The organism is uncultured Pseudoxanthomonas sp. (assembly GCF_947498795.1).
Lineage (GTDB): Bacteria > Pseudomonadota > Gammaproteobacteria > Xanthomonadales > Xanthomonadaceae > Pseudoxanthomonas_A.
Genome location: NZ_CANMLQ010000001.1, coordinates 1115707 through 1136264, shown reverse-complemented (window position 1 = coordinate 1136264; position 20558 = coordinate 1115707). Strand labels below are relative to the sequence as shown.

Annotated in this window: 21 protein-coding genes; 19 read left to right on the top strand and 2 right to left on the bottom strand. The window is 66.6% G+C overall.

All coding sequences use genetic code 11. The features are described from left to right. Positions 1–32 precede the first annotated feature (32 nt). Positions 33–572 (bottom strand): glutathione peroxidase, encoded by a 540-nt coding sequence (locus Q0907_RS05565; RefSeq protein WP_296279954.1) that lies wholly within the window; start codon positions 570–572, stop codon positions 33–35. 159 nt (positions 573–731) lie between these two features. On the opposite strand from Q0907_RS05565, the gene Q0907_RS05560 reads away from it, so the two are divergent. From Q0907_RS05560 to Q0907_RS05520, 9 genes are all read left to right on the top strand, one after another. Then, positions 732–992 carry a hypothetical protein gene (locus Q0907_RS05560; protein ID WP_296279884.1) on the top strand — a complete coding sequence of 87 codons (261 nt, stop codon included), beginning with the start codon at positions 732–734 and terminating at the stop codon, positions 990–992. Between the two features lie 3 nt (positions 993–995). Further along, positions 996–1358 (top strand): GntR family transcriptional regulator, encoded by a 363-nt coding sequence (locus tag Q0907_RS05555; protein WP_296279883.1) that lies wholly within the window; start codon positions 996–998, stop codon positions 1356–1358. Further along, positions 1358–2233 carry an ABC transporter ATP-binding protein gene (locus tag Q0907_RS05550; RefSeq protein ID WP_296279881.1) on the top strand — a complete coding sequence of 292 codons (876 nt, stop codon included), beginning with the start codon at positions 1358–1360 and terminating at the stop codon, positions 2231–2233. Before Q0907_RS05555 ends, Q0907_RS05550 begins: the two co-directional genes overlap by 1 nt. Next, the gene (locus tag Q0907_RS05545; RefSeq protein WP_299342389.1) at positions 2230–3228 is read left to right on the top strand and encodes an ABC transporter permease; all 999 of its coding nucleotides are present in this window, start codon (positions 2230–2232) and stop codon (positions 3226–3228) included. Before Q0907_RS05550 ends, Q0907_RS05545 begins: the two co-directional genes overlap by 4 nt. Positions 3229–3309: 81 nt before the next feature. Next, complete coding sequence (locus Q0907_RS05540) at positions 3310–3951, top strand: hypothetical protein (protein ID WP_299342388.1); 642 nt, start codon at positions 3310–3312, stop codon at positions 3949–3951. Between the two features lie 76 nt (positions 3952–4027). Then, positions 4028–4693, top strand: a complete 666-nt coding sequence (locus tag Q0907_RS05535) for a hypothetical protein (RefSeq protein ID WP_299342386.1) — start codon at positions 4028–4030, stop codon at positions 4691–4693. 68 nt (positions 4694–4761) lie between these two features. Continuing rightward, positions 4762–5598, top strand: coding sequence for a hypothetical protein (locus Q0907_RS05530; RefSeq protein WP_299342384.1), 837 nt, complete (start codon positions 4762–4764; stop codon positions 5596–5598). A 16-nt stretch (positions 5599–5614) separates the two neighbouring features. Then, complete coding sequence (locus tag Q0907_RS05525) at positions 5615–6265, top strand: DUF2884 family protein (protein WP_296279871.1); 651 nt, start codon at positions 5615–5617, stop codon at positions 6263–6265. Between the two features lie 63 nt (positions 6266–6328). After that, positions 6329–6754, top strand: coding sequence for a hypothetical protein (locus Q0907_RS05520; protein ID WP_299342382.1), 426 nt, complete (start codon positions 6329–6331; stop codon positions 6752–6754). Positions 6755–6769: 15 nt separating this feature from the next. On the opposite strand, the gene Q0907_RS05515 is transcribed toward Q0907_RS05520, so the two are convergent. Continuing rightward, positions 6770–8191: a class II fumarate hydratase gene (locus tag Q0907_RS05515; protein WP_299342380.1), complete on the bottom strand. Its 1422-nt coding sequence runs from the start codon at positions 8189–8191 to the stop codon at positions 6770–6772. 138 nt (positions 8192–8329) lie between these two features. Here Q0907_RS05515 and purB point away from each other — a divergent pair, with 138 nt between their 5' ends. The 10 genes from purB (at position 8330) to Q0907_RS05465 (ending at position 20479) form a co-directional block, all read left to right on the top strand. Next, positions 8330–9697 (top strand): adenylosuccinate lyase, encoded by a 1368-nt coding sequence (gene purB / locus Q0907_RS05510; protein WP_296279865.1) that lies wholly within the window; start codon positions 8330–8332, stop codon positions 9695–9697. 22 nt (positions 9698–9719) lie between these two features. Then, positions 9720–10118: a VOC family protein gene (locus Q0907_RS05505; RefSeq protein ID WP_299342377.1), complete on the top strand. Its 399-nt coding sequence runs from the start codon at positions 9720–9722 to the stop codon at positions 10116–10118. After that, positions 10115–11023 carry a subclass B3 metallo-beta-lactamase gene (gene bla, locus Q0907_RS05500; protein WP_296279862.1) on the top strand — a complete coding sequence of 303 codons (909 nt, stop codon included), beginning with the start codon at positions 10115–10117 and terminating at the stop codon, positions 11021–11023. The genes Q0907_RS05505 and bla overlap by 4 nt, the downstream gene beginning before the upstream one ends. Before the next feature lie 85 nt (positions 11024–11108). Next, a complete protein-coding gene (locus Q0907_RS05495; protein ID WP_299342375.1) occupies positions 11109–12359 on the top strand; it encodes a cupin domain-containing protein in 1251 nt (416 codons plus the stop codon). Then, a complete protein-coding gene (locus Q0907_RS05490) occupies positions 12356–13267 on the top strand; it encodes a GNAT family N-acetyltransferase (protein ID WP_299342374.1) in 912 nt (303 codons plus the stop codon). Before Q0907_RS05495 ends, Q0907_RS05490 begins: the two co-directional genes overlap by 4 nt. 180 nt (positions 13268–13447) lie before the next feature. Continuing rightward, complete coding sequence (locus Q0907_RS05485) at positions 13448–16276, top strand: 2-oxoglutarate dehydrogenase E1 component (RefSeq protein ID WP_299342372.1); 2829 nt, start codon at positions 13448–13450, stop codon at positions 16274–16276. Positions 16277–16321: 45 nt separating this feature from the next. Beyond that, positions 16322–17554 (top strand): dihydrolipoyllysine-residue succinyltransferase, encoded by a 1233-nt coding sequence (gene sucB / locus Q0907_RS05480; RefSeq protein ID WP_299342369.1) that lies wholly within the window; start codon positions 16322–16324, stop codon positions 17552–17554. A gap of 239 nt (positions 17555–17793) precedes the next feature. Further along, positions 17794–19230, top strand: a complete 1437-nt coding sequence (lpdA, locus tag Q0907_RS05475; RefSeq protein WP_299342366.1) for a dihydrolipoyl dehydrogenase — start codon at positions 17794–17796, stop codon at positions 19228–19230. A 97-nt stretch (positions 19231–19327) separates the two neighbouring features. Continuing rightward, a complete protein-coding gene (locus Q0907_RS05470) occupies positions 19328–19921 on the top strand; it encodes a TIGR00730 family Rossman fold protein (RefSeq protein WP_299342363.1) in 594 nt (197 codons plus the stop codon). A 264-nt stretch (positions 19922–20185) separates the two neighbouring features. After that, positions 20186–20479, top strand: coding sequence for a GIY-YIG nuclease family protein (locus Q0907_RS05465; RefSeq protein WP_299342361.1), 294 nt, complete (start codon positions 20186–20188; stop codon positions 20477–20479). Positions 20480–20558: the final 79 nt, after the last annotated feature.

Below are 20558 nucleotides of genomic sequence, written 5' to 3'. Positions count from 1 at the left end.
TGGCACGCCCGCTGCGGGCGAAGGCACTGGCATCAGCGCGTCGCGCGGGGCGCCTTCAGTTCGCGCTCGATCGCGGCGACCACCGCAGGGTCATCGGGCGCGACCTTGCTGGGGAAGTTCGCGACCACGCGACCATCGCGCCCAATCAGGTACTTGTGGAAATTCCATGCCGGGGACGTGCCGGTGGCGCTCGCAAGCGATTTGTAGAGGGGCGTGGCGCCGTCGCCCGTCACCACGACCTTCTCGAACATCGGGAACTTGACCCCGTAGGTCAACGTGCAGAACTCCTGAATCTCCTTCTCGCTGCCCGGCTCCTGTCCCTTGAAGTCATTGGAAGGGAAGCCGAGTACGGCAAACCCCTGGGCGGCATAACGCTGGTGCAGCGCCTCCAGTCCCTCGTACTGGGGCGTGTATCCGCATTTACTGGCCGTATTGACGATCAGCAGCACCTGCCCGGCATACCTGTCCTTCAGGTTGACGGCCGCCTTGCCGGCCAGCGGGCGGTAGCTGACGTCCAGCAGGCTGGCCGCGATTGCCGTGGCGGATGCCAAGACAAGCCCGACAAAGACCATGGTTTTCAATATCTTGGAACGCACGGGCGGACTCCACTAGTGTGAACATGACAAGTATGCCTTCAGTTGGGTGACAAACTCCCGCAGGACAGTTGACGACCTGTGTTTTGGTGTTATAGTTGAATACAACACCACTCACCCAACTCAGGGGGGTACCCGATGAACCCGAAACTGACCCACACCCTGCCCAGCCTGGCCGTCGGCGGCCTGTTGCTGGCGGCGGGCGCCCTGGCGGCCATGTCAGGCGCCCGCACGTCCGAGGTGGACACCGCCGCGCTGGTCGGCGCGCTGGAGTCCGATGTCCGCGAGATCGCCGGGGATGAAGGCAACCCGGAGGCCACCCGGCACAAGCGCCGCGCCCGCGCCTCGCTGGCCATGCCGTACTTCTCGTTCGGCCAGTCACTGCGTCCGAGGAGCTGAGCCATGGCACCCATCCAATGGAGCGACGGCGCTCCCATCTACCGCCAGCTGAAGGATCGCGTGATCGCGATGATGCTCGACGGCATCCTGAAGCCCGGCGACGCCCTGCCCTCCGTGCGCCAGGTGGCGGCGGAGTACCAGTTGAATCCGATTACCGTTTCGCGTGCCTACCAGGAACTGGCGGATGAAGCCCTGGTGGAGAAGCGCCGCGGCCTGGGCATGTTCGTCACCGACGAAGCGTCCCGGAAGCTGCGTGGCAGTGAACGCGAACGCTTCCTGACCGAAGAGTGGCCGGCCGTCGCCGAGCGCATCGAGCGCCTGGGCCTGTCCATCGAAGAGTTGCTGCAATCCAAGGGGAACAAGTGATGAATGCCGCAATCGCCAACACCGTGGTGTCGGCCCACGGCCTGCGCAAGGCCTACAAGAACAAGCTCGCGCTGGACAACACCAGTTTCGAGATCGAGGCGGGCAAGATCATCGGCCTGATCGGTCCGAACGGCGCGGGCAAGACCACCGCACTGAAGGCCATCCTCGGCCTGACGCCGTTCGAAGGCCAGTTGAAGGTGCTGGGCCTGGATCCGCGCAAGGACCGCGACGAACTGATGAAGGATGTCTGCTTCATCGCCGACGTGGCCGTGCTGCCGCGCTGGATGAAGGTCAAGGAGGCCATCGACTTCGTCGCCGGCGTCCATCCGCGCTTCGACCGGAGCAAGTGCGAACGCTTCATCGCCAACACCCAGCTCAAGCCCAACCTGCGCGTGCGCGAGATGTCCAAGGGCATGATCGTGCAGCTGCACCTGGCGCTGGTGATGGCCATCGACGCCAAGCTGCTTGTGCTCGACGAGCCCACGCTGGGCCTGGACATCCTTTACCGGAAGCAGTTCTACCAGCGCCTGCTGGAAGACTACTTCGACGAGCAGAAGACCATCATCGTCACCACCCACCAGGTGGAGGAGATCGAACACATCCTCACCGACGTGATGTTCATCCGCGACGGCAAGATCGCGCTGACCTCGCAGATGGAGGATGTGGCCGAGCGCTACACCGAGCTGCTGGTCAGCGGCGACGCAGTGGAGCAGGCGCGCGCCCTGAAGCCGATCGACGAGCGCGCCCTGCCCTTCGGCAAGACCGTGCTGCTGTTCGACGGCGTACCGAAGGGCCACCTCGCCGCCCTCGGCGAAACACGCACCCCTGGCCTGGCCGACCTGTTCGTCGCCATCATGAAAGGAACCTACGCATGAACGCCATGACTTCGACATTGGGCAAATCCTCCAAGCCGGGCGCGTTCACGTGGCTGCTAAAGCGCGAGTTCTGGGAGAACCGAGGCGGTTTCTTCTGGGCACCGGTCATCACCGGCGGCATCTTCGTGGTGCTCAACCTGATCCTGGCGGTCATCGGCAGCATCGCGGCACGGGGTGAAATCAACGGCGGCGGTTTCAGCATCGAGGAAGCGCCGGAGAAGGCGTACCAGATCGTCGGCGGCATCGGTGATGGCATGCTGCTGGGCGGCGTGATCCTGGCCTGCGTGGTGCTGGCGTTCGTGGTGTTCTTCTACGCGCTGGGCACGCTGTACGACGACCGCCGCGACCGCAGCGTGCTGTTCTGGAAATCGTTGCCGGTCTCCGATACGCACATGGTGTTGTCCAAGCTGGCCTGGGCACTCTTGCTGGCACCGCTGCTGGCCGTGGGCGTGGGCATCCTGATCGGCCTGGCGATGTGGCTGATTTCGGCCCTGACCATTTCGATCAACGGCCTGCCCGCTGGCGGCGCGGTGTTCACCCACTCGCATCCGCTGCGCATCATCGGTGGGGTGCTGGCCTCGCTGCCCGTCTATGTGTTCTGGGCGTTGCCCGCGGTCGGCTGGCTGATGTTCTGCTCGGCCTGGTCGCGCAGCAAGCCGTTCCTGTGGGCGGTGCTGGTGCCGGTACTTGCCTGCGTGATCATCAGCATGACCGACATCCTGCCCGGCCTGGAGGTCCGCCACGACCTGATCTGGTACACCGTGGTCTACCGCGGACTGGCGAGCGTGATCCCGGGCGCCTGGTTCCCCACCCTGCCCGGTGGTGCCGCCAACCCGCATGCCGACTTCAACTCGCCGGACGAACTGGCCAATGCCATCGACCTGACGCGCAGTTGGCACGCCTTCGCCACGGCGGACCTGTGGATCGGTGCGGTGATCGGCGTCGCCCTGATCGTCGGCGCGATCTACCTGCGCCGCTGGCGCGAAAGCGAATAAGCACACCCATGTATTCCCCAGGCGGGCCGAGACCGGCCCGCCACTCCCAAGGACACGGACATGCATAATGCTATTTCCCTGATGCGCCCTCTCCTCGTGGTCGGTGTGCTGGCGCTCGCCGCCTGCCAGCCGGCAGACAAGGACGGCACCCCCACCGGCGTCGCCTCAAAGGCGATGGACGAAGTCGCCAATGGGCTCGGCGAAGCCAGCAAGGAAATGGACAAGGCCCGCGAGGAGATCGCGACCGCCCGCGACAAGCTGGCCCTTGCGAACCTCTCGCTCAACCGCGACACCACACGGCACTTGCCCGAGGCAGAGATAACGCCGGCCGGCGAACTGCTGATCGAAGGCAAGCAGATCGCCACCACGCCGGAACAGAAGGCACTCGTTCTGGCATATCGCAAGGAGCTTCTGGGGGTGGTCGGCGACGGCATGGCCATCGGCATGGAAGGCGCGCGCGTCGGTATCGATGCCGCCGCCTCGGCGCTGAAAGGCGTGCTCGCCGGGCAGTCCGGCGACGAGATCGGGCAGCAGGTCGGCGAGCAGGCCAAGGCGAAGATCAAGCCGATGGTCGCGCAACTCTGCACGCGCATGCCGGGCCTGCTGGCTGCGCAGCAGGCTCTCGCCGCTGCGGTCCCCGAGTTCAAGCCCTACGCCAACATGGACCAGTCCGACGTCGACGACTGCGCAGACGCCAACGGCGACGGTACCTGGTCCTTCTGAGCACCGCGCACGGTGCCCCGCATCGCGGGGCATCCGATTTCCCCTTAACCCAGCGTCCCCACGCGGAGAACCCGACATGCGCTTCCACCCCGTCTTCATGCCGCTGTTGCTGACCCTCCTGCTACCGTTCGCCGCCCCCGCAGCGTCCGCCAAGGACACGCCTGTCCGCGACGAGATCAGCGCGGACCTCGCCGACGCACGTAAGGAAGTGCGGGCGGAACTCGCCGCTGCCCGTCGCGAACTTGAAACCGACAACCTGGAGCTCGGCGCCCATGTCCATTTCGGCAAGTCCGACAAGCGCGCTTCCGATGCGGATCGCGCGTTGCCGAAAGCGGAAATCACGCCCCGAGGCGACTTCCTGATCGAGGGCAAGCCTGTCGCCATCGACGACCGGCAGCGTCGCGACCTGCTGCTTTACCGACGCCAGGTGATCGACATCGCAAAAGCCGGGATCGACATCGGTGAACGCAGCGCGGAGGTCGCGCTGGAGGCAGTGGACCGCGGTGTGTTCAGCCTGCTGTTCGGCGCGATGACCGGGAACCTGGAACGCCGGATCGAGAAAGCCGTCAGCGAGACCGTCGAACCCGGCGTCCGCCGGATCTGCCGCAGCCTGCCCGCGCTCCGGGACAGCCAGCAGCGGCTGTCCGCAAGCCTCCCGGCGTTCCGCCCCTACGCGACGCTGGACGTCGACGATGCCGAGGACTGCGAGAAGGACATCCGCCAGACGTTCGCATCGCGATGACGGCCTGCGGCCTGCACCCGCGTCCAGGCCGCCGATGCCTCCCTCGGTCTGATTCCGGAAACTCCCTCATGCGTATCGCGTCGCTCACCATTCCCCTCCTTGGCCTGCTGACCCTGTCTGCGCCCAGCCTGGCCTCGGATCGCTACTGCAAGCACGAAGCTCCGCGCCAGCTCACGCTCGACGTCGGCGATGCCCGGACCGTGGTGTTCGACGTCGGCCCCCACGACCTCACCGTTTCATCGCGCGCGGGCGCCCCCGCCGCCATGACGGGCAGGGCGTGCAGCAGCCATGCCGACCGGCTGGATCGCCTGAAGCTGGAACAGCGTCGCTCCGGCGACAAGCTGATCGTGCGCATGTACCAGGAAGGCCGTTTCAGTGGCCTGTCCTTCGGCAGCAACTACGCGTACATGAACCTCACGGCCACCCTGCCCGACCACCTGACGGTACAGGTCAAGGTCGGCTCCGGCGAAGCCACCGTTACCGGCGCGCCGGTATTCAGCGCGGATGTGGGCTCAGGCCACGCGGTGGGCCGCAACACGCGCGGCCTGGCCGCCGCTTCGGTGGGCTCGGGCAGCATCGAGCTCCATGGAGCCGGCAGCCTCAACGTCGTATCGATCGGTTCTGGCCAGGTGGAGGCGGAGGCCATCAAGGGGGTCGCCAAGGTGGGCAGCATCGGCTCGGGGGGTTTCAGCCTGTCGCACGGCGGCAGCGTCGAGATCGGCTCGATCGGTTCCGGCGGTGCCGAACTCCGCGACATCGCCGGCGACATCGCGGTGGACTCGGTGGGATCGGGCGGCGTCGAAGTGCGCAATGCAAGCGGTGGATTGACCGTGCGCTCGATAGGCAGCGGCGACATCGACCATGAGGGCGTGAAAGGCGCTCTCGATCTTCCCAAGCGACGTTGATACCTGAGGAACGAACATGACCCGTATGCCCGCACTCGCCCTTACCGTGCTCCTGCTCGCCGCGTGCTCGCCAGACCGTGACCCCAGCGACGGAACGGCGAGCTCGAATGCGCTCTGGGGGCAGAACGTGAAGCTCGACGCGACCGGACATCCCCGGGCGGAAGTATCGGCGAAGGGAGATTTCATCGTGGACGGCAAGGCCGTGCCGGTGAACGATCAGCAGCGCGCACTGCTGGTCGCCTATCACCGCGAACTGGGCGGTATCGCCGATGCCGGCATCGCCACCGGCAGGGAAGGCGCCAAACTGGCCGGCAAGGCGGTCGGCGCGGCCGTGCGTGGCATCTTCAGTGGCAATCCGGACCAGATCGACAAACAGATGGAAGCCGAAGCCAAGAAGGTCGAAGCGGAAGCCATGAAGATCTGCGACCGCCTGCCAGGCCTGTACAAGGCGCAGCAGGATCTCGCCGCCGCGTTGCCGGCCTTCACGCCCTACGCGAGCATGGAACCCGACGACGTGACCGAGTGCCGCACTTCGCACAACGATAGCCACGAAGCGGGCAAGGACGTGGGGCGCGCCATCGGCCAGGCCGTCAAGGCCACCCAAGGCAATGCAGCCCAGGAAGCGGATGCGGCCGCCGCCGAGCCGGCGGAAGCTCCTTCCCCCTGATGCTGCGCCGGTGGTCGCGTCGTCCACCCTCCCCCACGCCGACACGCCCGTGCGAGGCCATCCATGAAGTGTGCGTACCCGATCCTGCTGGCGACACTGATGACGATAGCCCCCGCGCGGGCGGCGGATGTGCCAGATCCTGCGCGCGAGCAAGCGTTTCAGGACCACATCGCCTACATCGCCACGTTCGCGATGCCGGTGATGATCGAGAAGTGCGCCCTCATGGATGAAACTTACCTGGCGCGCGCCGCGCCCGCGTACTTCCGGTATGTCAATGGCCATCAGGACCAGATCGAGCGCGGACGCCTGCTTACGCTGGCGGAATTCGGCCCGGCCGATACGCTGGCGACCTACCGTGCACGCACGCTGTCGCAGCGCCTGGGGCGGCTGGACACCGGGACGCCTGAGCAGAAACGGCAGATGTGCGAGGGTGCGCTGGCGATGCTCATGGGCAAGCGGGTCCCCGGCGAATGGCCGCCGCGCGAGTGATCCACGGCCCGCGGATCAGCCGCCTCCCGCCCCCGGCTTGCCATGGATGCCACCCTTGGCGAGCACGGCGGGATCCAGCAGCCGCTTGAGCGTCTTTTCCGGTAGCCCGGTGACCTCGCGCGCGACATCCAGTACCGCCCGGTTCTGCTTGTAGGCCTGCTTGGCGATGGCCGCGCCCTTCTCGTAACCGATCACCGGATTCAACGCAGTCACCAGGATCGGATTGCGATCCAACGCCTCCCGCACGCGGTCCGTCCGTACCGTGAGGCCGGCGATGCAGTCGTCCGCCAGCAGTCGGGAGACGTTCGACAACAGCTGGATGCCATCCAGCAGATTGTTGGCGATGAGCGGCAGGGTGACGTTGAGCTGGAAGTTCCCGGTCTGGCCGGCGACCGTGATCGCCGTGTGGTAGCCCATCACCTGTGCACAGACCATCACCGTGGCTTCGGGAATCACGGGGTTGACCTTGCCCGGCATGATCGAACTGCCCGGCTGCAGTGCCGGCAACTCCACTTCGCCCAGGCCGGCGAGCGGCCCGGAGTTCATCCAGCGCAGATCGTTGGAGATCTTGGTCAAGGCCACCGCCAGCGCACTGAGTTGGCCGGACAGTTCGACCGCATCGTCCTGCGCCGCGAGACCTTCGAACTTGTTGGCGGCGCTCTCGAACCGCGTGCGGGTGCGGGTGGACAGGACCTTGGCGACCCGGGCACCAAACCGGGCGTCGGCATTGATGCCCGTCCCGATCGCGGTGCCGCCGAGCGGCAGGCGGCGCACCCGCTTCAATGTGTCTTCGATGCGGGCCTGCGCGGACGACAGTTGCGCGGACCAGGCCGAGAATTCCTGGCCGAAGGTGAGCGGCATCGCGTCCATCAGGTGCGTGCGGCCCGTCTTGACCACCCTGGCCAGCGTCCTGCCGCGCGCATCGATGGTCTTGCGCAAGTGCTTGATCGCGGGCAGCAGGTCTTCCATCACCGCGAGTTGCGCCGCAACGCGCAGCGCGGTCGGGATGACGTCATTGGAACTCTGCCCCAGGTTGACGTGGTCGTTCGGATGCACGACCGCCCTGCCGGCGCGCGAGGCGAGCGTGGCGATCACCTCGTTGGCATTCATGTTGGAGGAGGTGCCCGAGCCCGTCTGGTACACGTCGATGGGAAAATGCGCGTCGTGCTCGCCGGCGGCCACGGCCTGCGCCGCCATCTGCACCGTCGCCGCGATGCCCTTCGGCAACAGGCCCAGGCCCGCATTCACCTCGGCGGCAGCGCCCTTGACCAGACCCAGTGCGCGGATGAAGCCGCGCGGCATCGGCCGGCCGGAGATCGGGAAGTTCTGCACCGCACGCTGCGTCTGGGCACCCCAGAGCGCGTCCGCAGGAACCTGCAGTTCGCCCATGCTGTCGTGCTCGATGCGGGTGCGGCCCGCAGACTTCTTGCTGGTCATCGACCGTCTCCTGCGAGGATTTCACGGCGTGCTCGCCGGTGCGGGACCGGCGGCTGGCGGGCCCACAGGATACGCCAGGCCGGTTCGTCGCCTTCCCGGGGTAAAATGGAACGCTCCCTTTCAAGCCCACCCGCGCCCATGTCGGATTCGTCCCTGCTCGCCCTGTCCCCGCTCGATGGCCGCTATGCCGGCAAGGTCGACGCGCTGCGCCCGATCTTTTCCGAGTACGGCCTGATCCGCGCCCGCGTGAAGGTCGAGGTGGAATGGCTGCTGGCGCTGGGTGCCGAAGCGGGCATCACCGAGCTGCCGGCGTTCTCGGCCGCCGCGACGACGAAGCTGCGCGCATTGGCGGACGGCTTCAGCGTGGCGCATGCGGCGCGCGTGAAGGAGATCGAACGCACCACCAACCATGACGTCAAGGCGGTGGAGTACTTCATCAAGGAGCAGCTGAAGGACGATGCCGAACTCGCGCCGGCGCTGGAATTCGTCCATTTCGCCTGCACCAGCGAAGACATCAACAACCTGTCCTACGGGCTGATGCTGGAACAGGCGCGCCGCGACGTGCTGCTGCCCGCGCTGGACGGCGTTGCCGCGACGCTGCGCGCGCTGGCCCATGCGCAGGCGGCGCAGCCGATGCTGTCGCGCACGCACGGCCAGACCGCCTCGCCGACCACGCTGGGCAAGGAGATCGCCAACGTCGTCGCCCGCCTCGAGCGCCAGCGCACGCAGATCGCCGCGGTGGAACTGACCGGCAAGATCAATGGGGCGGTCGGCAATTACAACGCGCACGTGGCCAGCTATCCCGACGTCGACTGGCCGGCATTCGCGCAGCGTTTCGTCGAAGGCCTGGGCCTGGTGTTCAACCCGTACACCACCCAGATCGAGCCGCACGACAACGTCGCCGAGATCGGCGATGCCGCGCGCCGCGCCAACACTGTCCTGATCGATCTGGCGCGCGACGTCTGGGGCTACATCTCGCTGGGCTATTTCAAGCAGCGGCTCAAGGAAGGCGAAGTCGGCAGTTCCACCATGCCGCACAAGGTCAACCCGATCGACTTCGAGAACGCGGAAGGCAACTTCGGCATCGCCAATGCGCTGTTCGAACATTTCAGCGCCAAGCTGCCGATCAGCCGCTGGCAGCGCGACCTCACCGACTCCACCGTACTGCGTGCCCTAGGTACCGCCTTCGGTCACACGCAGGTCGCGCTGGATTCGCTGGCCAAGGGCCTGGGCAAGCTGGAAGTGAATCCGCAGCGCCTGGATGCCGACCTCGATGCGGCGTGGGAAGTGCTGGCCGAAGCCGTGCAGACCGTCATGCGTCGTCACGGCCTGCCGAATCCGTATGAACAGCTGAAGGCGTTGACGCGCGGCCAGGGCATCACCGCCGACTCGATGCGCGCGTTCGTCGAATCGCTCGACCTGCCGCCCGACGACAAGCAGCGCCTGCGCGACATGACGCCAAGCCGCTATACCGGCCTGGCCGAACGCCTCGCACGCGACATCTGATGCACCGGCAAAGGGAACGGCGATGCACCTGCTGATCAACATCGACGTTCCCGACCTGCCTGCCGCCGAAGCGCTGTACACGCGCGCATTCGGGCTCACCGCCGGCCGCCGCTTCGGCGCCGGGGGTGTCGAACTGCTGGGCGCACAGGCCCCGATCTACGTGCTGCAGCATCCGTCCGGCAGCATTGCCGCCGCGGACGCGCGCCGCGACTACGCCCGCCACTGGACGCCCGTGCACCTGGACGTGGTGGTGGACCATCTAGAGCCTGCCCTCGACCGAGCCCTGGAGGCCGGCCTGGTGAAGGAAACCGACATCCGCGACGCGAACTGGGGCCGCATCGTCCGCCTGGCCGATCCCTGGGGCCATGGCTGGTGCCTGCTGCAGTTCGTCAATCGTGGTTACGACGAGATCACTACATGACCCTTCGCTGCCTCTTCGCTGGCGGGCTGCTTGCCCTCGCGCTCCCTCTCGCCGCCGTCGCCGCGGATGCTCGCCCCCCCGTAAAGGCCTGTGAAGACGACGCAGGCTGGAACGAGCCGGCCACGCCCCTGAAGGTGTACGGCAACACCTGGTACGTGGGCACGTGCGGGATCAGTGCCCTGCTGCTGACCTCGGACGAAGGCCATGTCCTCATCGATGCCGCCACGCCGCAGGCCGCTCCACAGATCCTCGCCAACATCCGTGCCCTCGGCTTCGAGCCGGCGGACGTGCGCGCCATCGTGTTCTCCCACGAGCATTTCGACCATGCCGGCAGTCTGGCCGAGCTGCAGGAGGCCACGGGCGCACCCGTGTACGCACGCGCGCCTGCCGTCGCCACGCTGAAGCGCGGCGCCAGCGACCGCAACGATCCGCAACACGAGGTACTGGACCCGTTCGCACCGGTCGGACAGGTGGTCGTCGTCGCGGATGACGGCGTCGTGCGCGTCGGTCCGCTCTCCCTGCAGGCCGTTCCCACACCGGGGCACACGCCGGGGGGGACGAGCTGGACCTGGCGTTCGTGCGAGGGCGACGACTGCCGGCAGATGGTCTATGCCGACAGCCTGACCGCGATCTCCGACGACGTGTACCGTTACAGCGACGACGCAGCGCATCCAGGTTACGTAGCAGCGTTCCGCGACACGCTTGCGCGGGTCGCGGCCCTCGACTGCGACATTCTGGTCACTCCGCATCCCTCCGCCAGCCAGCTGTGGTCAAGGATCGGGCCGCGAGCGAACGCGCCCCTCGTGGACCGCGACGCCTGCCGGGTGTACGCGCGGAAAGCCTCCGAACGCCTGGACAAGCGCCTAGCCGACGAAGCCGCCAGCGGAACGCCGGCGCGGCCTTGACCGGCATCAATGTCGCAGGTGGCGCGATCGGTGACGCTGCCCTTCCCCCTTCCTGCCCGGCGCATCGCCCCGCGAACACGACCCCATGACCAAGAAGACGCTCCCCCGCGCCGCCTCGCTTCCGTTCGAAGTCGACGCCACCCGTGACCATCCCCTCGGCATGCCGGCCGAGCGCTTCCTGCGCGACTACTGGCACAAGCGTCCGCTGCTGATCCGCAACGCATTCCCCGGCTTCGAGACCCCGGTGCAACCGGAGGATCTCGCCGGCCTGGCCTGCGAAGACGGCGTGCTGGCGCGGATGATCAGCCTGGACCGCGCCACCGGCGCGTGGGATGTCCGCACGGGCCCGTTCCAGGAAGAGGATTTCCCCGGACTGCCCGACCACGACTGGACCCTGCTGGTGCAGGACGTGGACAAGTGGGACGCCGACGTACGAGCGCTGCTGGAGCAGTTCCGCTTCCTGCCGCGCTGGCGGGTGGACGACATCATGATCAGCTTCGCGGCCACCGGCGGTTCGGTCGGCGCGCACGTGGATCACTATGACGTGTTCCTGCTGCAGGCCCAGGGCGAGCGCCGCTGGGCGATCGACGCCCGCGTGGCGATGGGGCAACCCGCGCCGGACCTGGGTTTCCAGGAGGACGTGGCGATCAAGCTGCTGCGCACGTTCCAACCCACCCACGAATGGGTGCTTTCACCCGGCGACATGCTGTACCTGCCGCCGCTGGTCCCCCACCACGGCGTGGCCGAGAACCCGTGCCTGACCTTCTCGGTGGGCATGCGCGCCCCGTCGTCGGCCGAACTGATCGGCGACTATCTGGACACGCTGATCGCAGAAGCGGACGAGGCCGTGCGCTACCACGACGAAGACCTGACCGTGCCGCAGGATCCCAACGAAATCGATGCGCGCGCGATGGCGCGCGCAGTCGAGGCCCTCAACGCCTTGCGCATGAACGATCCCGACCTGGTCGGCGACTGGTTCGGCCGCTTCATCACCACCTACCGTGCTTCGGGCGATGTCATGCCGCCTCCGGATGCGCCCTCGCGCATCGAGATGGAATGGGACCTGCAGCGCGGCGCGCACCTGCTGCGCCACCCGTTCTCGCGATTCGCATGGCGTCGGCGCAGCAAGGGCGCCACCCTGTTCTGCAATGGGGTGGATTACGTGCTGCCGGTCAGGGAAGCCCAGCAGTTGGCAGGCCTCGAGAGCCTGGACGGCGCTACCTACGGTGCACTCAGCGAGGACGCGCGCGATGCGGTGATGGGATTGGCGGCGCAGGGCCATTATCAGCTCGCGTTCGGGGATGACGATCCGGACACCGGGGACGAGGACGCATGAACGCCGCCGGGGACTACCGCGTCGCACCGGTCGACTACGCCACCGACGCCCGCCTGGTCCACCAGGTCAGGGACGTGGTGTTCGTCCAGGAACAGCAGGTGCCGCGCGATCTCGAGCGGGATGCGATGGACCCGCTCAGCTACCACGTGCTCGCCCGCGATGCCTCCGGCACCCCCATCGGCACGGCGCGGTTGACGCCAGCGCACCGCATCGGCCGCATGGCCGTCCTGGCGGCATGGCGTGGGCGCGGCGTCGGCGATGCCCTGCTGGGCGCCCTTCTGGACGAGGCCCGTCAGCGGCAGTGGCCCGATGTGTCGTTGCACGCCCAGGTTTCCGCCGAGGCGTTCTATGCGCGCCATGGCTTCGTGCCGGAGGGCGAGCGCTTCCTCGAAGCCGGCATCGAACACCAGACCATGCGCCGTGTGGTGGCGGGCGCCGCCCGCATCACCCGGCGCGCTGAAGCCGTGGCCATCACCACGGCCGTGATCGCGCAGGCGCGCCGCGGCCTGGTGGTCTACAGCCGGGCGCTGGATCCGGGGCTGTGGGACGCACCGACGGTCGTCGAGGGCCTGCGCCGCCTCGCCACGCGCCAGACAGGCGCCCACGTGCAGCTGCTGCTGCAGGATGCGGCCACGCCGCAGCGGGCACTGGCGCCGCTGATCGCTCTGGGGCAACGACTGCCCAGCGTGTTCTCGTTCCGCGAAGTGCAGGATCCCGTCGACCTGCCCTACACCGCCGCGTTCGTCGCCAACGACGACCACGGGTACTACTTCCGGCCGCTCGGGCATCGCTTCGACGGTGAGGCCGGGCTGGCGCATGCCGGCCGTGCACGCCAGCTGCGCGAGGACTTCTCGCAGATCTGGGAGCGTTCGCGGCCCGTCAGCGAATATCGCGCGCTGGGCCTCTAGCACGCTGCGCATGCGGTCGCATCCGGCAGCGCCAGCGGCCCGCACCCTGCGTCTTTAGTCCAATCCGGTTACGCCCCCTTCCCGGCATGGGGGTATAATTTCCGGGTTTTCGTCCATGTCCGTGGGACATCGCGCGACATGGACCGCAAGCGCCCCTCGACTACCCCACCGAACCCCATCGTGGACAATCTCCTGAAGCAGTTCGCGCAATCCTCGCAGCTCAACGGAGGCAATGCCTCCTACGTCGAAGACCTGTACGAGCAGTATCTCGTCGCCCCGGACAGCGTGGGCCCCAAGTGGAAGGCCTACTTCGACGGATTCAAGGGCCACGAGGCGGGGGATGTCCCGCATTCGGTCGTGATCCAGCAGATCACCGAGGCCGCCCGCCAGGCTGCCAACAACGGGCATGTCGTCGCCGCCGGCGGCGATGAACGCGAGCGCAACATCGGCCGCCTCATCACGGCGTACCGGTCGCGCGGCCACCTGGGGGCCCAGTTGGACCCGCTCGGCCTGACCCCGCCGGTCAATCCCCCGGACCTGGACCTGTCCTTCCACAACCTGTCCGACAAGGACCTCGACAGCGAATTCAGCACCGGCAACGTCGGCGGCAACTCGCGCATGAAACTCCGCGACCTGCTGGCGCGCCTGAAGGCGGCCTACACCGGCCCCATCGGCGTCGAGTTCATGCATATCTCGGAAGTCGACCAGCGCCAGTGGCTGTACCAGCGGCTGGAGACCGCCGGCGGCCAGTTCGGCCTGTCCGACGACGCCAAGCGCCGCACCCTGGAGCGCCTGACCGCGGCCGAAGGCCTCGAGCGCTACCTGCACACCAAGTACGTGGGCCAGAAGCGCTTCTCGCTGGAAGGCGGCGATGCGCTCATCCCGCTGCTCGACACCATGATCCGCAGTGCCGGCGAAGGCGGGGTCAAGGACATCGTGGTCGGCATGGCCCACCGCGGCCGCCTCAATGTGCTGGTCAACACGCTGGGCAAGAGCCCGCGCAAGCTCTTCGACGAGTTCGAGGGCAAGTTCGAACACGACAACAACCTGGCGCACGCCGGCGACGTGAAGTACCACATGGGCTTCTCCGCCGACATCGCCACGCCGGGCGGCCCGGTCCACCTGGCGCTCGCGTTCAACCCGTCGCACCTCGAGATCGTCGACCCGGTCGTGGCCGGCAGCGTCCGTTCGCGCCAGGAGCGCCGCAACGACGCCGCACGCCAGGCGGTGCTGCCGATCATCATGCACGGCGACGCCGCGTTCGCCGGCCAGGGCGTGGTGATGGAGCTGTTCCAGATGTCGCAGGCGCGCGGATTCGCCGTCGGCGGCACGCTGCACATCGTCATCAACAACCAGATCGGCTTCACCACGAGCAACAAGGAAGATGCGCGCTCCACGCTGTACTGCACCGACGTCGCCAAGATGGTCGGCGCACCGGTCTTCCACGTGAATGGCGACGACCCGGAAGCGGTGGTGTTCGTGGCGCAGCTGGCCTACGACTTCCGCCAGCAGTTCAAGAAGGACGTGGTCATCGACCTGGTGTGCTACCGCCGCCACGGGCACAACGAAGCCGACGAGCCGGCCGCGACCCAGCCGGTGATGTACCAGACCATCCGCAAGCACGCGACCACGCGCGAGATGTACGCCGCCAAGCTGGAAGGCGCCGGCGTCATCCCGGCCGAAGGCGGCAAGGCGCTGGCCGACGCCTATCGCGACAAGCTGGACTCGGGCGAGTACACCACCGAACTCGCCAAGCAGAAGGACGACGAGCTGGCGATCGACTGGTCCAAGTACCTCTCCGGCAAGCTCAGCGATCCGGTCGATACCAAGGTCAAGCGCAAGTCCCTCGATTCGCTGGCCAAGATCATTACCACGATTCCCGCCGGCGTCGCCCTGCACCCGCGCGTGGCCAAGATCTACGAAGACCGCGTGAAGATGGCCGCCGGCGAGCAAGCCGCCGACTGGGGCTTCGCCGAGAACCTCGCCTACGCGACGCTGCTGGCCGAAGGCAACGGCCTGCGCCTGGTGGGCCAGGACGCGGGGCGCGGCACGTTCTTCCATCGCCACGCGATCCTGCACGACCAGAAGACCGACAGCTATTACCTGCCGCTGCGCCAGCTGGTGGAACAGCCCGAGCAGGCCACCATCATCGACTCGCTGCTGAGCGAAGAAGCGGTGATGGCCTTCGAATACGGCTTCTCGACCACCGATCCCAACACGCTGTGCATCTGGGAAGCGCAGTTCGGCGACTTCGCGAACGGCGCACAGGTGGTCATCGACCAGTTCATCGCCGCCGGCGAGGCCAAGTGGGGCCGCATCAGCGGCCTGACGCTGCTGCTGCCGCACGGCTACGAGGGCCAGGGCCCGGAACACAGTTCCGCACGCCTGGAGCGCTTCCTGCAGCTGTGCGCGCTCGAAAACATGCTGGTCTGCGTGCCGACCACGCCCGCGCAGGCATACCACATGCTGCGCCGGCAGATGCGCATGACCACCCGCAAGCCGCTGGTGGTGATGACGCCGAAGTCGCTGCTTCGCCACAAGCTGGCCGTGTCCACGCTGGACGAACTGGCCAATGGCGAGTTCCAGCACCTGATCCCCGACGCCACCGCCGACGCCAAGAAGGTCAAGCGCGTCGTCGTATGTTCGGGCAAGGTCTATTACGACCTGCTGGAAGATGCGCAGAAGCGCGGCCAGGACGACGTGGCGCTGGTGCGCGTAGAGCAGCTTTACCCGTTCCCGCGCGAGCAACTGGCCGCCGAGCTCAAGCGCTACGGCAAGGCCACCGAAGTCGTGTGGTGCCAGGAAGAACCGCAGAACCAGGGCGCGTGGTACCAGATCAAGCACCACCTGCAGGCCTGCCTCACCGACAAGCAGTCGCTGCATTATGCAGGCCGTACGCGTTCGCCCTCGCCCGCCGCCGGCCATTTCGCCGAGCACGTCGAGGAACAGCTGAAGCTGGTCGCCGACGCACTGGTCAACAAGCTCGGCAACGACAACGTCGCCGAATGAGCCCTCCCTTCTTCATCGAACACCATCACCAGGACGTCCCATCCCATGGCCACTGAAGTCAAAGTTCCGGTTCTGCCCGAGTCCGTCTCCGATGCCACCATCGCCGCATGGCACAAGAAGGCCGGCGACGCGGTCAAGCGCGACGAGAACCTGATGGATCTGGAGACCGACAAGGTCGTGCTGGAAGTCCCCTCGCCCGTCGACGGCGTGCTGAAGGAAATCAAGTTCAAGGAAGGCGACACGGTGACCAGCCAGCAGCTGCTGGCGATCATCGAGGAAGGTGCGGCCTCCGCTGCGCCCGCGCCCGCTCCCGCCGCCGCCGAAGAGAAGAAGCCGGCCGCTGGCGCCCAGGAAGTACAGCCGAAGGCCGAAGCCGCCAAGGCCGACGCCGCTGCACCGTCCAGCACCAAGCCTGCCCCGGCCGGCGCCGACGCGCTGCCGCCGGGTGCGCGCTTCACCGCCATCACCCAGGGCATCGATCCGGCCGCCGTGGAAGGCACCGGTCGCCGCGGCGCCGTGACCAAGGAAGACCTGGTCAACTACGCCAGCGGCAAGACCGCGGGCGTGTCCGGTGGTGCGCGTCCCGAAGAGCGCGTGCCGATGACCCGCATCCGCACCCGCATCGCCGAGCGCCTGATGCAGTCGAAGAACTCCATCGCCATGCTGACCTCGTTCAACGAAGTCAACCTCGGCAAGGTCATGGAGATGCGCAAGGAGCTGCAGGACGATTTCGTGAAGGCCAACGGCATCAAGCTCGGCTTCATGAGCTTCTTCGCCAAGGCCGCCGCGAACGCGCTGCAGCGCCACCCGATCGTCAATGCGTCGGTCGATGGCAACGACATCATCTACCACGGCTATGCCGACATCTCGATCGCCGTCTCGACCGAGAAGGGCCTGGTCACGCCGGTGCTGCGCAATGTCGAGCGCATGGGCTTCGGCGACATCGAGAAGGGCATCGCCGATTACGCCAAGAAGGCGCGCGACGGCAAGCTGGGCCTGGAAGACCTGCAGGGCGGCACCTTCACGATCACCAACGGCGGCACCTTCGGTTCGTTGATGTCCACGCCGATCGTCAATCCGCCGCAGAGCGCCATCCTGGGCATGCACGCCATCAAGGACCGCGCCATCGTCGAGAACGGCCAGGTCATTGCCGCGCCGATGATGTACATCGCGCTGTCCTACGACCACCGCATCATCGACGGCAAGGACGCGGTGCTGTTCCTGGTCGACATCAAGAACCAGCTGGAAAACCCGCACCGCATGCTTCTCGGCATGTGATGCACCTAGCCCCTCTCCCATCGGGAGAGGGGTTGGGGGCGCCCCATCAGCAGCTTGGCGCCCGTGAAGATGAACGAGCCGCAGCGAGTTGTAGAGACGAACTAACGGCTGTTCATTTCCTCCACTCGCTGTGGCTCGTTCATCACTGCGGCTTACGGATAAGCGACTGCGGCACACCCTCATCCGGCGCTTCGCGCCACCTTCTCCCGGCGGGAGAAGGGAAAGCAAAGGACTTCCAAATGGCTGAACAATTCGACGTCGTCGTCATCGGTGCCGGTCCCGCCGGCTACCACGCCGCCATCCGCGCCGCACAGCTGGGCATGAAGGTCGCGTGCATCGACGCCGCGCTGGGCAAGGACGGCAAGCCCGCCCTCGGCGGTACCTGCCTGCGCGTGGGCTGCATCCCCTCCAAGGCGCTGCTGGATTCCTCGCACCAGTACCACAACCTGACCCACCAGTTCGAGCAGCACGGGATCAGCGTCAAGGACGCGAAGATCGACGTCGGCACCATGGTCGGCCGCAAGGACGCGATCGTGAAGCAGTTCACCGGCGGCATCGCGCAGTTGTTCAAGGCCAACAAGGTGACGGCCTACTACGGCTTCGGCCAGCTGCAGCCGGGCAACGTCGTCAAGGTGAAGCAGCACGACGGCAGCGACGTGGAGCTCAAGGGCACCAACGTCATCATCGCCGCCGGTTCGGATTCGATCGAACTGCCGTTCGCCAAGTTCGATGGCGAGACCATCGTCGACAACGTCGGCGCGCTGGACTTCACCGAAGTGCCGAAGCGCCTGGCCGTGATCGGCGCCGGCGTGATCGGCTTGGAACTGGGCAGCGTGTGGAAGCGTCTCGGCGCCGAGGTCACCATCCTCGAAGCCCTGCCCGATTTCCTTGCCGTCGCCGACAGTGAAGTGTCGAAAGTCGCCGCGCGCGAGTTCAAGAAGCAGGGCCTCGATATCCGTCTTGGCGCCAAGGTGTCGAAGACCGAAGTCACGGGCAAGGGCAAGAAGAAGGAAGTCGTGGTCACCTACAGCGACGCCGAAGGCGAGAAGACGCTGACCGTGGACAAGCTACTTGTCGCGGTGGGCCGCCGCGCCGCGAGCAAGGGCCTGCTGGCCGAGGGCACCGGCGTCAAGCTCAACGAACGCGGCCAGGTGGAAGTGGACGCCCACTGCCACACCGGCGTCGACGGCGTGTGGGCGATCGGCGATTGCGTGCGCGGACCGATGCTGGCGCACAAGGGCTTCGAGGAAGGCATCGCGGTCGCCGAGCTGATCGCGGGCCTGCCCGGGCATGTCAACTTCGACACCATTCCGTGGGTCATCTACACATCTCCCGAGATCGCCTGGGTGGGCAAGACCGAACAGCAGCTCAAGGCCGAGGGCGTGGCGTACAAGGCCGGCTCCTTCCCGTTTGCCGCCGTGGGCCGCGCCGTGGCGATGGCGGAGCCGAGCGGCTTCGTGAAGGTCATCGCGGACGCGGAAACCGATCGCGTGCTGGGCATGCACCTGGTCGGCGCCAACGTGTCCGAGCTGGTGCACGAAGGCGTGCTCACCATGGAGTTCAAGGGCTCCGCGGACGATCTGGCCCGCATCTGCCATGCGCACCCGTCGCTGTCGGAAGCGGTGCACGATGCCGCGATGGCCGTGCACAAGCGCGCGATCCACAAGGCCAATTGAGGCCCGCACGGCGGCGAGGCCGTCGCCGTGATCCGCATGCGCCAGGCGAAGCCTGGCGTTTTGCGTTTCAGACAACAGGCAACACAGGACACCCGACATGAAGAGCATCTGCGTCTACTGCGGCTCCAACGCCGGCAACAAGCCGGCCTACACTGAGCGCGCCATCGCGCTGGGCGACCGCATCGCCAAGGAGGGACTGCAGCTGGTCTACGGCGGCGGCAACGTCGGACTGATGGGCATCGTGGCCGACGCGGTGCTCGCCGCTGGCGGCGAGGTCACCGGCGTGATCCCCGAGCAGCTGGTTAACTGGGAAGTGGCGCACAAGGGCCTGACCCGTCTGGAGGTGGTGGCCAACATGCACGAGCGCAAGAAGCGCATGTTCGACCTGTCCGACGCCTTCGTCGCCCTGCCCGGCGGTTTCGGCACGCTGGACGAGATGTTCGAAATGCTGACCTGGCGCCAGCTCGGCATCGGCGACAAGCCCTGCGCCTTCCTCGATGTCGAAGGCTTCTACACACCGCTGATGGGCATGATCGACCGCATGGTCGAAGAGCGCTTCCTGCACCCGGAACAGCGCAACGACCTCTGGCACGGCGACGACCTCGATGCGATGGTCGCCTGGATGCGCGCCTATTCGCCGGCGCAGGCGGACAAGTGGATGGACGAGAAACGGCGCAAGTCGTTGCGTTGAGCGGAGCGCTCTTTTCGAAGTGAATTGATCTGCCGTCCGGGTTGACCTGATCAGTCACTGGATCCCGGCTTTCGCCGGGATGACGGGAGAGATCTCAGACAGAGAGCCAGTCCACTGTCGCTCCAGCGTCGAGCCTGTCGGCCTGGACGGATGCTTTGTAGGCCGTCATCCCGGCGAAAGCTGGGACCCAGCGACTTTCGCTTGAAAGTGAAACGTGCAAGAGCGCAGGATCGCGTCGGGACCAAACAGGGCAAGGAGTGCCCGATGCGACAGCGCAATCCCTGCGTTTACATCCTGGCGAGCCAACGCAATGGGACGCTCTATATCGGCGTCACGTCCGATCTGGCGTCACGCGTTTGGCAGCACAAGAACGACCAGGTCTCCGGCTTTACTCGCCGCTACCGCGTCCACACGTTGGTCTGGTACGAGTCGCACGACACAATGCCGTCTGCCATCGCGCGGGAGAAAGCCCTGAAAGAGCGGAAGCGCGAATGGAAACTGAGACTCATCGAGGACACGAATCCGTACTGGCTTGACCTGTATGGTGGAATCGCATGAGCCTGCATGCCGGACCAAAGTCGCATGTCGACGCTTTGGCATTTATCCGGCAATGACCGCAGAATCCAGGTCACTGGGT

Bases quoted from the DNA above. Each gene is read 5' to 3' on its own strand.
- Q0907_RS05545 (WP_299342389.1), top strand. From the start codon at position 2,230: ATGAACGCCATGACTTCGACATTGGGCAAATCCTCCAAGCCGGGCGCG.
- Q0907_RS05525 (WP_296279871.1), top strand. From the start codon at position 5,615: ATGACCCGTATGCCCGCACTCGCCCTTACCGTGCTCCTGCTCGCCGCG.
- Q0907_RS05560 (WP_296279884.1), top strand. From the start codon at position 732: ATGAACCCGAAACTGACCCACACCCTGCCCAGCCTGGCCGTCGGCGGC.
- Q0907_RS05550 (WP_296279881.1), top strand. From the start codon at position 1,358: ATGAATGCCGCAATCGCCAACACCGTGGTGTCGGCCCACGGCCTGCGC.
- Q0907_RS05465 (WP_299342361.1), top strand. From the start codon at position 20,186: ATGCGACAGCGCAATCCCTGCGTTTACATCCTGGCGAGCCAACGCAAT.
- Q0907_RS05520 (WP_299342382.1), top strand. From the start codon at position 6,329: ATGAAGTGTGCGTACCCGATCCTGCTGGCGACACTGATGACGATAGCC.
- Q0907_RS05535 (WP_299342386.1), top strand. From the start codon at position 4,028: ATGCGCTTCCACCCCGTCTTCATGCCGCTGTTGCTGACCCTCCTGCTA.
- bla (WP_296279862.1), top strand. From the start codon at position 10,115: ATGACCCTTCGCTGCCTCTTCGCTGGCGGGCTGCTTGCCCTCGCGCTC.
- Q0907_RS05515 (WP_299342380.1), bottom strand. From the start codon at position 8,191: ATGACCAGCAAGAAGTCTGCGGGCCGCACCCGCATCGAGCACGACAGC.
- Q0907_RS05490 (WP_299342374.1), top strand. From the start codon at position 12,356: ATGAACGCCGCCGGGGACTACCGCGTCGCACCGGTCGACTACGCCACC.
- Q0907_RS05540 (WP_299342388.1), top strand. From the start codon at position 3,310: ATGCGCCCTCTCCTCGTGGTCGGTGTGCTGGCGCTCGCCGCCTGCCAG.
- Q0907_RS05555 (WP_296279883.1), top strand. From the start codon at position 996: ATGGCACCCATCCAATGGAGCGACGGCGCTCCCATCTACCGCCAGCTG.
- Q0907_RS05505 (WP_299342377.1), top strand. From the start codon at position 9,720: ATGCACCTGCTGATCAACATCGACGTTCCCGACCTGCCTGCCGCCGAA.
- Q0907_RS05565 (WP_296279954.1), bottom strand. From the start codon at position 572: ATGGTCTTTGTCGGGCTTGTCTTGGCATCCGCCACGGCAATCGCGGCC.
- Q0907_RS05470 (WP_299342363.1), top strand. From the start codon at position 19,328: ATGAAGAGCATCTGCGTCTACTGCGGCTCCAACGCCGGCAACAAGCCG.
- Q0907_RS05530 (WP_299342384.1), top strand. From the start codon at position 4,762: ATGCGTATCGCGTCGCTCACCATTCCCCTCCTTGGCCTGCTGACCCTG.
- lpdA (WP_299342366.1), top strand. From the start codon at position 17,794: ATGGCTGAACAATTCGACGTCGTCGTCATCGGTGCCGGTCCCGCCGGC.
- purB (WP_296279865.1), top strand. From the start codon at position 8,330: ATGTCGGATTCGTCCCTGCTCGCCCTGTCCCCGCTCGATGGCCGCTAT.
- sucB (WP_299342369.1), top strand. From the start codon at position 16,322: ATGGCCACTGAAGTCAAAGTTCCGGTTCTGCCCGAGTCCGTCTCCGAT.
- Q0907_RS05495 (WP_299342375.1), top strand. From the start codon at position 11,109: ATGACCAAGAAGACGCTCCCCCGCGCCGCCTCGCTTCCGTTCGAAGTC.